Origin of the sequence: Brevundimonas sp. BH3, from assembly GCF_045345115.1 — a bacterium.
GTDB lineage: Bacteria > Pseudomonadota > Alphaproteobacteria > Caulobacterales > Caulobacteraceae > Brevundimonas.
In genome coordinates this window covers 174,672-189,151 of the sequence record NZ_CP150796.1, presented here as the reverse complement: position 1 = coordinate 189,151, position 14,480 = coordinate 174,672, and the positions used below count along the sequence as shown (strand labels likewise).

Sequence of the window (14,480 nt, the reverse complement as noted above, 5' to 3'; positions counted from 1 at the left end):
AACTGTGACTTCAGTCAATTAGTTACGCATCAGACGACGGCACAGGTCGTCGAGCTGTTCCAGCGTGCCGTATTTGACCGTGATCTCGCCCTTACCGCCCTTATCGGCCAGCGCAACCTTCAGGCCCAGCGCATCCGACAAATCCTGCTCCAGAGCGGCAATATCGGCAGCGCCCTCGGTATTGATGGCTGGTTTGGCCTTGACCGGCTTCGGCCCCTCGACAGCGCGACGCGCCAGGACCTCGGTCTGACGCACGTTCAGGCCTTTGGAAATGACCTCGTCGGCCAGCTCCAGCGGGTTCGGAGCAGTAATCAGGGCACGGGCGTGACCGGCGCTGAGGCGACCATGGATCACATGCTCACGGACTTCGGACGGCAGTTGCAACAGACGCAGCGTATTGGCGACGTGCGAGCGGCTCTTGCCGACAACGCCCGCCACAGCATCCTGTGTCCGGCCAAACTTTTCCATCAGCTGGGCATAGGCATTGGCCTCTTCCATCGGGTTCAGATCGGCCCGCTGGACGTTTTCGATAATGCCGACTTCCAGCACCTCGACATCGTCCATTTCACGCACAACGACCGGAACCGAAATAACCCGCGCGGCCTGCGCTGCGCGCCAGCGACGCTCACCGGCAATGATCTGGTAGTGACCCGGCTCGCCCGGTTGCGGACGCACGAGGATGGGCAAAAGCACACCCTTGTCGCGGATCGACGCCGTCAGCTCGTCCAGATCTTCCTTTTTGAAGACCTTACGCGGCTGATCCGGATTGGCCTTCAGCTTCTCGATCGGAACGCGATTCACGCCCGCAGGGGCCGCAAACGCTGCATCCAGCGCCACAGCTTCCTGTGCATTTTCTCCCAGCAGGGCCGAAAGGCCCCGACCCAGACCGCGTTGACGTTCAGACACGATGCGTATTCCGTTCTCTGTTCTTACTCTCAGGTCGCCCTGTTTCAGGCTACCTCAATTCAGGCCGCAATAGCCTGACGGCGTTGACGCTCACGCGCCACCACTTCACGCGCCAGTTTCAAATAGGCCTGGCTGCCTGCACATTTCAGATCATAAATCAGCGCGGGCTTGCCGTAGGACGGGGCCTCCGACACGCGCACATTGCGCGGGATCACGCTCTCATACACCTTGTCGCCAAAGTGGGCGCGGACATCCGCCGCCACCTGTCCCGACAGGGCATTGCGGCGATCATACATGGTCAGAACCAGCCCCTGAATTTCCAGCGACGGATTCAGATTCTGCTTCACCATGTCGATGGTGCGCATCAACTGGGTCAGGCCTTCCAGCGCGAAGAACTCGCATTGAAGCGGCACCAGAACCGCATCGGCCGCAGCCATCGCGTTCAGCGTCAGCAAGTTCAGTGACGGCGGACAGTCGATCAGCACATAGTCAAACGGTTTTTCATCGCCATTGGCCTGTGCTTCCAGCGCATCGCGAAGACGATATGAGCGGCGATCCGCCTGGCTCAGTTCGATCTCGACGCCCGACATATCGGGGTCCGACGTGACAATAAACAGGCCCGGTACAGCCGTTTCAACCGCCGTTTCATTGATCGAGCGGCCATCAACGATGACATCGTAAATGGTGATCTTGCGCGTTTCACGTGGAACACCCAGACCCGTCGAGGCATTGCCCTGCGGGTCCATATCCACGATCAAAACCTTTTCGCCGATGGCGGCCAGGGCAGTACCCAGATTGATGGCGGTCGTGGTTTTACCCACCCCACCCTTCTGGTTCGATACCGCAAGGACGCGGGTCGGTTTCGGTTTAACGGACACGACGCAAACTCCCCACTGAAACGATACGGCCGCGCGGGTCACTGCGCGACACCGAAAGACCGGCTTCAAAGTGCCAGACACCGGCCGCGTCTTTCAACTCTGCTTCGGCCTTCTCGCCCTTCAGGAACAGGCCTTTTGCACCACGTTGGAAGTATGGCTGTGCATAACCCAGTAATTTTTCCATCGCGGCGACAGCACGGGCCGTCACGATCTCGACCTTGACCTGCTGTTCCTCGGCGCGGCCATTGATGACCGTGGCGGGCAGATCAAGCGCATCCACGACAGTTTGCAGGAAGCGGCAACGCTTTCCGAGACTGTCGATTAGCCAGACATGCGCGCCTTCGCGGCCCTTCAGCATGATGGCCAGTACCACACCGGGGAAGCCTGCCCCCGCCCCCAGATCGGCCCATGTCAGGGCGTCCGGTTCAAGCGACAACAGTTGGGCACTGTCCCAGGCATGGCGGTTCCAGAAGTCCGGCAGGCTGTCGGGACCCACGAGGTTCATCACCGCGTTCGTCTCGGTCAGCATATCCAGAAAGACTTTCAGATCAGTAATATTTTGGTCGCTCGCACCGCTCTTGGCGCGGAAGTCCGCAATAGGATCAGACATAAATACTCCGGTGTCGCGATCAGGCGACGACAGTGGCCAGATCGGTTTCGACCGATTTGATCTTTTTCACGTGCGCCAAAAGCGCGGTCAGGGCACCGGGCGTCATGCCCTCGATACGGCCCGCCTGCCCCAATGTCAGTGGACGCACCATGGACAGCTTTTCACGCACTTCGTTGGACAGGGCACCAATGGCGGCATAGTCGAGGTCAGCAGGCAGGCTTAGCCCCTCCTCGCGACGAAGCGCCTCGGCGTCCTGAGCCTGACGGTCCAGATAGCCTGCATAGACGGCGTCGATCTCGACCTGCTCACGCACATCGGCGGGCCAGTCAGCGATCTCCGGCTTCACAGAGACGAAATGCTCAAGCGTCACTGTCGGGAAGGATAGCAGATCACGGATCGAACGGCGCTGGCCGTCAGCATTGACCTGAATGCCCAACGCGCCCGCTTCCTTGGGTGTGAAGCGTGTTTCACGTGAAACAGTGTTAGCCGAGTATAACCGGTCTGCCTTGTCCAGCCATACCTTCTCGCGATCCGAGCCGACGATACCGGCCTTAATTCCCAACGGTGTCAGGCGGATATCGGCATTATCGGCACGCAGGGTCAGGCGATATTCGGCGCGGCTGGTGAACATGCGGTAGGGTTCGGTTACCCCGCGCGTGACCAGATCGTCGATCATGACGCCAATATAGGCTTGGTCGCGACCGAAGATGACCGGGTCATTACCTGCTGCTTTACGTGCCGCATTCAAGCCCGCCACGAGGCCTTGCGCCCCCGCTTCTTCATATCCGGTCGTGCCGTTGATCTGGCCCGCCAGATAGAGGTTGGGGCGTTTTTTAACTTCCAGCGCAGGGGTCAGTTCACGCGGATCGACATAGTCATATTCGATGGCATAGCCGAAGCGGAACACCTCGACATTTTCCAGCCCCGGCATGGTGCGCAAGAAGGCCATCTGGGTGGCATCCGAAACCGAGGTCGAAATACCGTTCGGATAGACGGTCGGGTCATCCAGACCTTCCGGCTCCAGGAAAACCTGATGGCTGGTCTTGTCGGCAAAGCGGACAACCTTGTCCTCGATCGACGGGCAATAGCGCGGACCGCGACCCGACAGGTGCCCTCCGTAAACAGCACTCTCACCAAGATTTTCAGCAATGATGCGATGGGTTTCCTCGGTCGTATGGGTCACACCACATGCGATCTGGGGCACCTCGATCTTGTCGGTCAGGAAGCTGAACGGCACGGGCTGCTCGTCCGCCGCCTGCATCTCCAGACGCTCCCACGCAATGGTGCGGCCATCCAGACGCGCGGGCGTGCCAGTCTTCAGCCGGCCCATCATCAGGTCGGCAGCATGCAGATCGGCGGCCAGACCCGTAGACGGATCTTCACCATAACGGCCCGCCGGAATACGCAGATCGCCGCGATGTATGACACCGTTGAGGAAAGTGCCGGTCGTTAGAACCACAGCCCCTGCCCTGATGGTTTCACCGCTGGCGGTCGTGACGCCGATCACGCGCTCGCCATCCATGATCAGACCCTCGGCCGTACCGGCCATCTGGGTCAGGTTTGGATAGTGGGCCAGTTCGGCCTGCATGGCCTCACGGTAAAGCTTACGGTCAATCTGGCTACGCGGGCCGCGCACAGCGGCCCCCTTGGAGCGGTTCAGAAGACGAAACTGGATGCCCGTAACATCGGCCAGACAACCCATCACACCATCCAGCGCGTCGATCTCGCGCACAAGATGCCCCTTACCCAAGCCGCCAATAGCCGGATTGCAGCTCATCTCGCCGATGGTTTCCAGCTTCTGGCTGAGCAACAAGGTGCGTGCACCAAAGCGCGCCGAAGCCGTCGCGGCCTCGCAACCGGCGTGGCCGCCGCCAATGACAACAACGTCGAAGGTATGATCCGGGGTAAAGCTCATGCCGGACACATAATGCATCCGGCATCAAATCTCTATGCCACAAGGATCACGGTTTCACGTGAAACGGCTATTTACCGATGCAGAAGCTGGAAAAGACCTCTCCCAGAATGTCCTCGACACCAATAGCCCCCGTCACACGCGACAGACTGTCGGCTGCACGACGCAAATCATCACCGGCCATTTCGGGCGCAATATCCAGTGCACGACGACCCGCTTCGACGGCAGACAGAGCCTCGACCAGACGGCGGCGATGACGTTCGCGGGTTACCGCAGGGAAGTCTGCACCCGACAGATCACGCGCCAATCGCGCAGCAATCCAGTCATGCAGTTCCGATAGCCCCTGCCCGTTTTGCGTACTGACCGCCAGATGCTGCATGCCTTCAACCGGAGCCAACGCACCAAGATCAGCTTTATTGAGCACCTGAAGATCGTCAGCTTTGGCAAACTGCGCCGCGGGATCATCGATGGCGGTTTCCGATGGTGAGCGCACCCATAAACGTAGATCAGCACCCTCGGCACGCGCGCGTGCACGGCGGATGCCTTCGGCCTCGACCACATCGTCACTGTCGCGCAGGCCCGCCGTATCGGACAGTGTCACCGCATAGCCGCCGATCATAATATCGGCGTCCAGAACATCGCGGGTTGTCCCTGCAATAGGGGTCACAATCGCCGCTTCGCGCGCGGTCAGAGCATTGAACAGCGAGGACTTGCCCGCATTGGTCTCGCCAATCAGGACGATGCGATAGCCCTCGCGCACGCGGCGTCCGCGGTCGGAATCGGCCAGTGCTGCATTCAAATCGGCCATCAACTGGTCCAGAACCGGCCCTGCGGTGCGGGCCAGATTGTCGGGCACTTCCTCATCGGGGAAGTCGATTTCGGCCTCGACCAAAGACAGGGCCTTCAGAAGATCGCGGCGGAAACCGGCATAGGTTTGCGATAGCGCCCCATCCAACTGGCCAAGAGCCTGCGCTTTCTGGGCCTCGGTTTCGGCGTCAATCAGGTCGGCCACGGCCTCGGCCTGCGCCAAGTCCATACGGCCATTCTGGAAGGCTCGACGGGTAAATTCACCCGCTTCGGCAGGGCGTAGACCATGGTCGATCAACGCCAAACTGGCCGCCTCGATCACTGCACGTCCCCCATGCAGATGCAGTTCTGCGCTGTCCTCACCCGTATAGGAGTTGGGGCCGACAAAGCGCAGGATCAGGGCCTGATCGACCAGCCGACCTTCATGCTTGATATTGCGAACCGAGGCCAGACGCGGCTTGACGCCCCCTGCCCCGATGCGCTCCAGCACCTGGGCTGTGTCCGGGCCGGAGATGCGGATAATGGCCACCGCCCCGCGACCCACAGGTGTCGCAAGTGCAAAAATCGTGTCGGTCATTTAAGCGAGCCTAGCCCTTGGTCTGGCCCGAAACGGCCGCTTCCATCAGGCGGCGGAACTGGTCCTGAGCCTGAACGCCGAAAGACGTCCAGGACTTCATCAGTTCATCGGGCTGCATGGCGGTCATGTTTTCCGCCATGCGTTTTTGCATTTCCTGCACCAGCAGTTCGTTCAACGGAGCCACATCCGGCAAGCCCAGAAAGGCGCGGGCCTCGGCCGGAGTGCAATCAATCTCGATATTGACCTTCATCGCACGGGCTCCATTGTTTCACGTGAAACACCACGGGTATGCCTAGGTGTTACTGCAAAGCTTACTCAGGTATTCATCGACTGGAAGAAGTCGCCATTGTTCTTGGACTGGCGCAGCTTGTCGAGCAGGAACTCGATGGCATCCTGCGGACCCATCGGGTTGAGGATACGGCGCAGGACATAGGTCTTGGCCAATTGATCCTTCGGCGTGATGAGGTCTTCCTTACGGGTACCCGACTTGAGCACGTCGATGGCCGGGAAGATGCGCTTGTCGGCGACCTTGCGGTCCAGCACGATTTCCGAGTTACCGGTGCCCTTGAATTCTTCGAAGATCACTTCGTCCATGCGCGAGCCGGTGTCGATCAGAGCGGTGGCGATGATGGTCAGCGAACCACCCTGCTCCACGTTACGGGCAGCACCGAAGAAGCGCTTCGGACGTTGCAGGGCGTTGGCGTCCACACCACCGGTCAGCACCTTGCCCGACGACGGAACCGTGGCGTTATAGGCACGGCCCAGACGGGTGATCGAGTCCAGCAGGATCACAACATCCTTCTTATGCTCGACCAGACGCTTGGCCTTTTCGATGACCATTTCAGCCACAGCAACGTGACGCGATGCCGGCTCGTCGAAGGTCGAGGCCACAACCTCGCCCTTCACGGTACGCTGCATGTCGGTCACTTCTTCCGGACGCTCGTCGATCAGCAGAACAATCAGGAAAACTTCCGGATGGTTTTTTTCAATCGACTTGGCGATGTTCTGCAGCATCACCGTTTTACCGACGCGCGGCGGTGCCACGATCAGGCAGCGCTGCCCCTTGCCCAGCGGTGCAACGATGTCGATTACACGGCCCGAGCGATCTTTCAGCGTCGGGTCCTGGATTTCCATATGCAGACGCTCTTCCGGATAGAGCGGCGTCAGGTTGTCGAACAGAACCTTGGTCTTGACCGTTTCGGGGTCTTCGAAATTGATCGTGTCGACCTTGAGCAGAGCAAAATAACGCTCGCCCTCGCGCGGGCCACGCACAGCACCGTGAACAGTATCGCCCGAGCGCAAGCCGAAACGGCGGATCTGCGACGGCGAAACATAGATATCGTCCGGACCCGGAAGATAGTTGGCGTCAGGGCTGCGCAGGAAGCCGAAACCGTCCGGCAGGATTTCCAGAACGCCCGAGGCGATGATCTCGACCTCTTCGTCAGCGAGGGTCTTCAGGATCGCAAACAGCAGGTCCTGCTTGCGCAGGTTGCCGGCGTTTTCGATGTCCAGACCTTCGGCAAAGGCGACCAGATCTTCCGGCGTCTTTTCGTTCAGTTCCTGAAGCGTGATACGACCATTGGGAACGATCGGCTCACCATCATCGTCCTCGTCTTCCTCCGCCGAGGTGTCGATGCCGCTGTAATCGTTCTGGATCACTTCATCTTCTGCGGGCTGTTCAGCCTCAACCGGTGCAGCCTTGGACCCACCGAGGGTCAGGGTGCGACGCGGACGCTCGGAAGTATTTTCCGGTGCGTTTTCAGTGACTTCGTTTTCAGGCGTATCGGACATGATGCGGGCTCGTGCTCACCCTGCACAGCCATAAGGCGCACAGGGCGGTAAATCTCGGCAATGGATGGCCGTAAGGCCGAAGGGAAGATGACGAGGTCCCGCAGCTTCAAACCGGCAGGCGTCACCGAAAGAGAGGCACCGCACAGCCAGTCCGGCCCCACGGTTCAAACAAGCGAAACCACGGAAAGACGGTGCGGGTCAAGAGGCACCGCCGTTACAATCACGCTCAAAGCTTAAGCGCCCCACTCCATGGTCACGGACAAAACCATGACAATGGCGATCAGGAACGGCACTTCATTGCTCATGCGCCAGAACTTGCTGGAACGGGTCGAGGTGCCATTGGCGATCTTCTTGCGGCTTTTAGCCAGAAAACCATGCCAGCCAAACAGGGCAATCACGCCCAGAAGCTTGACGACCATCCACGGCTGATGGGCGAACGACCAATCTGCACCATTGCCCGAACGCAGCCAGAACAGCCACAGGCCTAGCACAAAGGCCAGGATCATCGACGGATTGATGATGATGCGTAAAAGGCGCGTCTGCCACAGGCGCAACAAGCCCTGCATTTCCGAACGCAGCGGCTCGGGCTTGTCATTTTGCTCGGCGTCATAGGCATACAGGCGCGGCAGATAAAGCATACCGCTCATCCATGCGATTACCGCCAGAATGTGTAGACCACGGGCCAGATCATAAGCGTTCATTGTTTATTCCCTAGGCCAGACTGGCCGCGTTGTCCGTTCCCGTCGTTTCCAGCTTTGCAAACCGGTTATCACAAGCACAACTGCCATTTCCGCAACGCGGTCCCTGCTGGCCTTGTAGAGCCTTCACAGTTTCGTCGGCCAGCGCCCCGATGAAGTCTGCATCAATCCCGACAGCCGGTGCACGCAAATACGGGCTGCAACCGACTTCGTGTGCCAGCTCGCCATATTCGATGTCCAGTTCAACCAGGGTCTCGATATGTTCCGAAACAAAGGCAATAGGCACCACAACCGCGCCCACTCCATCGGCTGCGGCTTGTTTGATCGCATCCGGCGTTGCCGGTCCCAGCCACTCCATTGGGCCAACCTTGGACTGATAACAGATCGCCCAGTCACTCAGCCCCATCCGTTCGACCACAGCGGCCACCGTGGCTTCGATCTGGGCCTGATAGGGGTCGCCCTGTTTGACCAGTTTGGACGGGATACCGTGGGCCGAAAATAGAACACGAACCGGCTTACCATCGGCCTCTTGCAAGGCTTTGCCAATCACCCGGGCCTGCGCGGCAATGAAACCTTCGGCTTGCGGATAGCAACATACCACGCTCAAACGGCCCGAACCCTTATAGGTCTGTCGCCACAGTTTCAGCGACGACGCCGTCGTCGTGGTCGAATATTGCGGATAGAGCGGCAGAAACACCACTTCGTCGGGCCGGAAAGCTTCAACGGCACGTGCCGTTTCATCTGTCATCGGATGCCAATAGCGCATGGCGATAAACACGCGTGTTTCATCATGCGGCATTCGACCGTTCAGCAACAGTTCAAGAGCCTGCGCCTGTTTACGCGTTTCAGGTAGAAGCGGCGATCCACCTCCCATCAGGGCATAGTTCTCCTGCGCCGGTTTTTCACGGCGTGAGGAGATCAACTTAGCCAGAGGTGTCCTGAAAAGACCCGGCAGACCTATAATGGCCGGATCATTGAACAGGTTGAAAAGAAACGGCTTTACGGAATCTGGACCATCCGGTCCGCCCAGATTGGTCAATACCACCGCAATACGGCGACCAGAGCCCGATTTTAGGGGTGTGACCGACATGGCTTATTGCGCTCCGATACGTTTCAGAACCTGCTCGACATGGGCGATCGGCACATCGGGCGTTACCCCATGCCCGAGATTGAACACCCACGGACCATTGCCCCACGCTTGCAACAACTGGTCCACGCGGCGATCCAGTTGTTCGCCCCCCACACGCAACAGCATCGGATCAAGCGCACCTTGAATAGGTTTGATCTTTTGAACACGCGCGCCGACTTCCAGCGGGCAGGCCGTATCCAGTGCCACCGCATTCACATCGCACTCACGCGCATAATGCTCGGCCAGAGCTGCCGAACCCCGCGGGAAGCCCATGATCGGTACGGTCACGCCCAGTTCACGGGCACGGGCCACCAGTTTCTGGTGCGGACAAAGAACCAGTGTTTCGAAGAGATCGTCGGGTAGACCCTCGGCCCAGCTCTCGAAAATCTTGAGCACCATGGCGCCCGCATCCTGCTGCATTTTCAGATAATGCGCCGTGCTTTCGACCAGCACATCCAGAAGCGCCTGAACTTTTTGCGGATCGGCATAGGCATAGGCACGCGCAGCGGCGCGTTCACCCTTGCCAACCGTTCGGGCCTCGCCATCCAGCATATAGGTTGCAACGGTCCAGGGAGCCCCTGCAAAGCCGATCAGGGTCTTTGATGGGTCCAACTGTGTACGGACCAAGGACAGGCTCTGTCCGACCGCTTTCAGGGCTTCTCCGGCATGGGGGGCTTTTTCAAGCATTTCCTCTATTGAAGGCAATGCACCCAGTCGGGGACCCTCACCGGCTTCAAACCACACATCCTGACCCAGCGCGCCGGGGATCAACAGGATGTCGGCAAAGATGATCGCCGCATCAAAACCGTAACGACGCATCGGCTGCATCGTCGCTTCGGCAGCCATTTCAGGGTTCAGACAGAACGAAATGAAGTTCGGCGCCTTGGCTCGAAGTTCGCGATATTCCGGAAGGTGACGGCCCGCCTGACGCATAAACCATACGGGAGGACGCGAGGTCGTCTGGCCCTGAAGAGCCTGGATCATAAGTGGGGTGCTCATAGGCCAAGGCTTTAGCCCCCCACACCACCGAACCTCAATCTCTAATCTAAATTATAGAATTAAGAATTGGAGGTTTGAATTAGGGCGGGGGACGACGTGGACAGTTTTTCGTTGTCCCGCCCGTGGACGATCTTTTCCTGATCGCGGCAAGAATGATTCCAGCCCCTTCAAACCTGTGTGTGGATTGTGGGGAAAACCCGTGAAACACCCAGTTTAATTGGGCTCTCCTCTGGGCGCCGTTGTGGGTGAGTCTCTTGGCGCCAAATTGGACAATGAATCTTGCCCACAGCACGGGATAGATAACTGGCGCCCAATTGACGAGCGGGGCGCCGTTTATAAGTTTGGCGCCCGATCTTCTGTTTGGAATTCGCTGGTGCCCGATAGCGCCCAATTCGGCGCCCGCTGTTTTGAATTTGGCGCCCCGGCTTTTCCACAGAATGCGGGGATGGTCGGCCCCTAGCGAACGGGTCTAGAACCGTAAGCAACCGCTTATTGAGCCAAGGAAGCAGTCATGAGCCCTGACCGTCCGGCCGGATCATCACGTCTGGCGACCTATTTCCATGTGCATCTGGTATCGGATTCGACCGGCGAGACGCTGAATGCCATGGCCAAGGCCGTGGTGGCGCGCTTTGATCGTGTGATCCCGATCGAGCATATCTATGCGCTGGTGCGTTCCGACAAGCAGATGGAAGATGTGCTGGCCGAGGTAGCCGATGCGCCCGGTCTGGTCCTGCATACGGTGGTCAATCCTGAACTGCGCGAACAGCTGGAAGAGGGCTGCAAGCGTCTGGGCATTCCCCAGATCGGCGCGCTGGACCCGTTGGTGCGCGCCTTGTCCCATTATCTGGGCGCAGATGTTTCGACGCGTGTCGGGGCGCAACACGCGCTGGATACCGGCTATTTCAACCGTATGAGTGCGCTGGATTATGCCATCTCGCATGATGACGGTCAGGGCTCGACAGAAGACCTTGAAGAGGCCGATGTGGTGTTGTGCGGGGTCAGCCGCACCTCCAAGACACCGACCTGTATCTATCTGGCCCATCGCGGTATCCGCGCCGCCAATGTGCCTCTGGTGCCGGGCAGCGAGGATGGCGAGCGCCTGACCCGTCTGAAAAACCCGCTGGTTGTGGGCCTGACAGTTTCACCGGACCGTCTGGTACAGATCCGCCGCAACCGGTTGGACAGCCTGAACCAGATTCAGGAAACCTCTTATGTTGACCACGATGCGGTGCGTGCCGAGATCATCAAGGCACGGCGCGATTTCGAGCGTCGTGGTTGGCCGGTGATCGATGTCACCCGTCGTTCAGTAGAAGAAACGGCTGCGGCCATAGTCAATCTGGTCAATGCCCGTCGTAACCGTCGTATCGGAGTCCCCGCATGAGTCTAGAGCCTTTGATCCTTGCCTCCAAAAGCGCTGCCCGGCGCGAGGTACTGGCCAATGCCGGAGTGGCCTTTGACATTCAGGTTGCCGGTATTGACGAAGACGCGCTGAAACGACCGGGGGTGGATGCTCGCGATCTGGCCATTGAGTTGGCCAAGGCCAAGGCTCTTGCAGTATCAGCACAGTATCCCGATGCGGTAGTTCTTGGGGCCGATCAGACACTGGCCTTTGAGGGGAGGCTGGTTTCCAAGGCCCCAAGTCTTGAGGCTGCCAAGGCGCGTCTGGCCGATATGCGCGGCAAGCCGCATCAACTTCATTCAGGCGTGGCACTGGCCAAGGGCGGGAAAATCCTTTGGGCCGATGCCGATACCGCCCATATGCAAGTGCGCGATTTTTCGGATGATTTCCTAAATGCCTATATCGACACCGAAGGCGACGAGCTGTTGCACTGTGTCGGCTCCTACCGACTGGAAGGCATGGGCGCGCAACTGTTCGACAAGGTGGACGGTGATTATTTCACCGTACTGGGCATGCCGCTCTGGCTGGTGCTGGAGCAGTTGCGCCGCTTCGGGGTCTTGCCGCAATGAGCCGTATTACAGGGGCCGTCAGGGTGGGCGGCGTGGTGGGGCAGCCGGTCAACCATAGCTTAAGTCCCGTCATCCATAATGCGTGGCTGGAAGCGGGCGGTATCGACGGGGCCTATGTCGCCTTTGCGCCCAAGGATGCGGACGGATTTGCTGCTTTGGTGGCGGCTGGACGTGCGGGTCTGATCGCCGGTGTGAATGTGACCGCGCCGTTTAAAGAACAGGCTTTTGCCAGCGCTGATAAGGTTTCAAAGGCAGCGAAACTGGTATCATCGGCCAATATATTGGCGTTTCATGATGGTCAGGTTCTGGCTGACAGTTCTGATGGTGCGGGTGTGCTCTATGCCTTGGCTGAACAGGCCCCTGCCCTGTCGTTGAACAGTGCCCATGTGGTGATGCTGGGGGCAGGCGGAGCCAGTCGCGCCGCCGCAGGAGTCTTGCTGCAAGGCGGAGCGCGGCTGTCTATTTTGAACCGCACCCGCCAGAGGGCCGCTGATCTGGCCGCAGATTTAGGGGCTGGTGTGAGCGTGGCCGAGGACGAAGGCGTGCTGGAGACAGCCGATCTAGTGATCAACGCTCTCAGTGTGCCGCCACAGATTGATCTGTCTCGTTTAAAGATTCAGGCGGTGGTTATGGACATGACCTATCGTCCGTTGGTGACCCCTTTCCTTCAAGCAGCACGGGATCGGGGTCTGACGATTGTAGACGGTCTGGCCATGCTGATCGGTCAGGCCGGCGCAGGCTTTGAAGCCATTTATGGGCAGAAGCCACCTGTTATGGATATGCGGTCCGTGCTGATGGCGCATCTGGGAGAGGCACAATGATTATTCTGGGCCTGACCGGCAGTATCGGTATGGGAAAATCCACCACGGCTGGCTTTTTTGCCGAAAACGGCGCGATGATCTGGAATGCGGACGAGGCCGTGCATCGCCTCTATGCCAAGGGCGGCGCAGCCGTAGACATGATTGCCGAAGCCTTCCCGACCGCTGTGGTGGATGATGCCGTGGACCGGCACTTGTTGGCTGCCGCTTTGGGGCAAGACCCCGAAGCTTTTGGAACACTGGAAATGATCGTGCATCCTCTGGTGGGTATGGATCGAGCCAATGCCTTGGCCAGGGCCCGCGAGGACGGCACCAAGCTGACAGTTCTGGACATTCCGCTTTTGTTCGAAACGGGTGGCGATGCCCATGTCGATGCGGTGGTGGTGGTGTCGGCACCGGCCGATATTCAGGCCCAGCGTGTCCTGAAGCGGCCGGGTATGACGCAGGAACGACTGGATGCCATCCTGTTGCGACAATTGTCTGACGGCGAAAAGCGCCAGCGGGCTGATTTCATCATCAATACGGGTGAAGGCCTTGAACGGGCTCGCCAGCAGGTTGAAGCGGTTGTGAAAACAGTCCTCGATCCGGCGTGGACATCGCCGCGCCGGATGGGGCAGTAAGACCCATGCGTGAAATCGTTCTTGATACCGAAACCACCGGCTTTGATCCCAAGACCGGCGACCGCCTCATCGAAGTCGGTTGTATCGAGATTGTCGATCTGTTGCCGACGGGGCGGACCTATCACAGCTTTGTAAATCCGGAGCGCTCGATTCCCGAGGAGGCGATCAAGGTTCACGGTATTACCGATGATAAGGTCAAGGATGCGCCCATCTTTGCCAAGATGGCCGACGAGTTTCTGGAATTTGTCGGAGATGCACCCCTGATCGCGCACAATGCCGGCTTTGACCGCAACTTCATCGACTGGGAACTGACGCTGGCCCATAGGCCTATCACGGGTGAGCCGCGCTGGATCGATACGCTGGCCATTGCCAAGTCCAAGTTTCCGGGCCAGCCCAATACGCTGGATGCCCTATGTAAGCGTTACAAAATCTCGCTGGCTGACCGGACCTATCACGGCGCTTTGATCGATGCCCGCTTGCTGGCCGAGGTCTATCTGGAGTTGCGGGGCGGCAAGGAGCGCAGCTTTGATCTGGGGGGCGGGCAGACCCTGACCTCCAGCGGTATTGTGGTTCCCAAGGGCCGCAAGACCTATGGTCCGCGCCCGCGCCCCCTGCCCTCTCAGGTCAGCGCGGCCGAGGACGAGGCACACCGTGCGTTTCTAGGCCAGTGGGTCAAGGACCCTGTCTGGGCGCAATACGGTATTGAACTGCCTGCCAAGGATGAAACCTGAATACAAAAAACCCCGCCTCGATCACCAAGGCGGGGT

General features: G+C 59.1%; 15 protein-coding genes. 5 read left to right on the top strand and 10 right to left on the bottom strand.

The genetic code is table 11. From position 1 onward, the window contains the following. Positions 1 to 18 precede the first annotated feature (18 nt). The 10 genes from WEU32_RS00860 to hemE all read right to left on the bottom strand — a co-directional run bounded on the left by WEU32_RS00860 (position 19) and on the right by hemE (position 10,307). A complete protein-coding gene (locus WEU32_RS00860) occupies positions 19 to 906 on the bottom strand; it encodes a ParB/RepB/Spo0J family partition protein (protein ID WP_406852537.1) in 888 nt (295 codons plus the stop codon). A gap of 59 nt (positions 907 to 965) precedes the next feature. After that, positions 966 to 1,784 (bottom strand): ParA family protein, encoded by an 819-nt coding sequence (locus tag WEU32_RS00855; RefSeq protein ID WP_167175620.1) that lies wholly within the window; start codon positions 1,782 to 1,784, stop codon positions 966 to 968. Continuing rightward, positions 1,774 to 2,394: a 16S rRNA (guanine(527)-N(7))-methyltransferase RsmG gene (rsmG, locus tag WEU32_RS00850; RefSeq protein ID WP_406852536.1), complete on the bottom strand. Its 621-nt coding sequence runs from the start codon at positions 2,392 to 2,394 to the stop codon at positions 1,774 to 1,776. The genes WEU32_RS00855 and rsmG overlap by 11 nt, the downstream gene beginning before the upstream one ends. 19 nt (positions 2,395 to 2,413) lie before the next feature. Continuing rightward, complete coding sequence (gene mnmG / locus WEU32_RS00845; protein WP_406852535.1) at positions 2,414 to 4,327, bottom strand: tRNA uridine-5-carboxymethylaminomethyl(34) synthesis enzyme MnmG; 1,914 nt, start codon at positions 4,325 to 4,327, stop codon at positions 2,414 to 2,416. A 49-nt stretch (positions 4,328 to 4,376) separates the two neighbouring features. Further along, entirely contained in the window at positions 4,377 to 5,690 is a 1,314-nt protein-coding gene (gene mnmE, locus WEU32_RS00840) for a tRNA uridine-5-carboxymethylaminomethyl(34) synthesis GTPase MnmE (protein WP_406852534.1), read from the bottom strand. A gap of 10 nt (positions 5,691 to 5,700) precedes the next feature. Further along, positions 5,701 to 5,940, bottom strand: a complete 240-nt coding sequence (locus WEU32_RS00835) for a DUF6489 family protein (RefSeq protein WP_167175632.1) — start codon at positions 5,938 to 5,940, stop codon at positions 5,701 to 5,703. Positions 5,941 to 6,005: 65 nt separating this feature from the next. Next, entirely contained in the window at positions 6,006 to 7,481 is a 1,476-nt protein-coding gene (gene rho, locus WEU32_RS00830) for a transcription termination factor Rho (RefSeq protein WP_312138728.1), read from the bottom strand. Between the two features lie 233 nt (positions 7,482 to 7,714). After that, positions 7,715 to 8,182 (bottom strand): CopD family protein, encoded by a 468-nt coding sequence (locus tag WEU32_RS00825; RefSeq protein ID WP_312138727.1) that lies wholly within the window; start codon positions 8,180 to 8,182, stop codon positions 7,715 to 7,717. A gap of 10 nt (positions 8,183 to 8,192) precedes the next feature. Beyond that, positions 8,193 to 9,269, bottom strand: a complete 1,077-nt coding sequence (gene hemH / locus WEU32_RS00820; protein WP_406852533.1) for a ferrochelatase — start codon at positions 9,267 to 9,269, stop codon at positions 8,193 to 8,195. 3 nt (positions 9,270 to 9,272) lie between these two features. Next, positions 9,273 to 10,307, bottom strand: a complete 1,035-nt coding sequence (gene hemE, locus WEU32_RS00815; protein ID WP_406852532.1) for a uroporphyrinogen decarboxylase — start codon at positions 10,305 to 10,307, stop codon at positions 9,273 to 9,275. 511 nt (positions 10,308 to 10,818) lie between these two features. On the opposite strand from hemE, the gene WEU32_RS00810 reads away from it, so the two are divergent. Genes WEU32_RS00810 through dnaQ form a run of 5 tightly spaced genes read left to right on the top strand, consistent with a single transcriptional unit; the run spans position 10,819 to position 14,444 of the window. Then, the gene (locus tag WEU32_RS00810; protein ID WP_312814793.1) at positions 10,819 to 11,688 is read left to right on the top strand and encodes a pyruvate, water dikinase regulatory protein; all 870 of its coding nucleotides are present in this window, start codon (positions 10,819 to 10,821) and stop codon (positions 11,686 to 11,688) included. Then, positions 11,685 to 12,275 carry a Maf family protein gene (locus WEU32_RS00805; protein ID WP_406852531.1) on the top strand — a complete coding sequence of 197 codons (591 nt, stop codon included), beginning with the start codon at positions 11,685 to 11,687 and terminating at the stop codon, positions 12,273 to 12,275. Before WEU32_RS00810 ends, WEU32_RS00805 begins: the two co-directional genes overlap by 4 nt. After that, positions 12,272 to 13,096, top strand: coding sequence for a shikimate dehydrogenase (gene aroE, locus WEU32_RS00800; protein WP_406852530.1), 825 nt, complete (start codon positions 12,272 to 12,274; stop codon positions 13,094 to 13,096). The genes WEU32_RS00805 and aroE overlap by 4 nt, the downstream gene beginning before the upstream one ends. Next, entirely contained in the window at positions 13,093 to 13,713 is a 621-nt protein-coding gene (coaE, locus tag WEU32_RS00795; protein WP_406852529.1) for a dephospho-CoA kinase, read from the top strand. Before aroE ends, coaE begins: the two co-directional genes overlap by 4 nt. A gap of 5 nt (positions 13,714 to 13,718) precedes the next feature. Continuing rightward, positions 13,719 to 14,444: a DNA polymerase III subunit epsilon gene (gene dnaQ / locus WEU32_RS00790; RefSeq protein ID WP_312138715.1), complete on the top strand. Its 726-nt coding sequence runs from the start codon at positions 13,719 to 13,721 to the stop codon at positions 14,442 to 14,444. The last annotated feature ends 36 nt before the right edge of the window (positions 14,445 to 14,480 follow it).

Coding starts and splice junctions, on each gene's coding strand:
- WEU32_RS00810 (WP_312814793.1), top strand. CDS start 10,819: ATGAGCCCTGACCGTCCGGCCGGATCATCACGTCTGGCGACCTATTTC.
- hemE (WP_406852532.1), bottom strand. CDS start 10,307: ATGAGCACCCCACTTATGATCCAGGCTCTTCAGGGCCAGACGACCTCG.
- rho (WP_312138728.1), bottom strand. CDS start 7,481: ATGTCCGATACGCCTGAAAACGAAGTCACTGAAAACGCACCGGAAAAT.
- WEU32_RS00805 (WP_406852531.1), top strand. CDS start 11,685: ATGAGTCTAGAGCCTTTGATCCTTGCCTCCAAAAGCGCTGCCCGGCGC.
- rsmG (WP_406852536.1), bottom strand. CDS start 2,394: ATGTCTGATCCTATTGCGGACTTCCGCGCCAAGAGCGGTGCGAGCGAC.
- WEU32_RS00825 (WP_312138727.1), bottom strand. CDS start 8,182: ATGAACGCTTATGATCTGGCCCGTGGTCTACACATTCTGGCGGTAATC.
- mnmE (WP_406852534.1), bottom strand. CDS start 5,690: ATGACCGACACGATTTTTGCACTTGCGACACCTGTGGGTCGCGGGGCG.
- hemH (WP_406852533.1), bottom strand. CDS start 9,269: ATGTCGGTCACACCCCTAAAATCGGGCTCTGGTCGCCGTATTGCGGTG.
- coaE (WP_406852529.1), top strand. CDS start 13,093: ATGATTATTCTGGGCCTGACCGGCAGTATCGGTATGGGAAAATCCACC.
- WEU32_RS00835 (WP_167175632.1), bottom strand. CDS start 5,940: ATGAAGGTCAATATCGAGATTGATTGCACTCCGGCCGAGGCCCGCGCC.
- aroE (WP_406852530.1), top strand. CDS start 12,272: ATGAGCCGTATTACAGGGGCCGTCAGGGTGGGCGGCGTGGTGGGGCAG.
- mnmG (WP_406852535.1), bottom strand. CDS start 4,327: ATGCATTATGTGTCCGGCATGAGCTTTACCCCGGATCATACCTTCGAC.
- dnaQ (WP_312138715.1), top strand. CDS start 13,719: ATGCGTGAAATCGTTCTTGATACCGAAACCACCGGCTTTGATCCCAAG.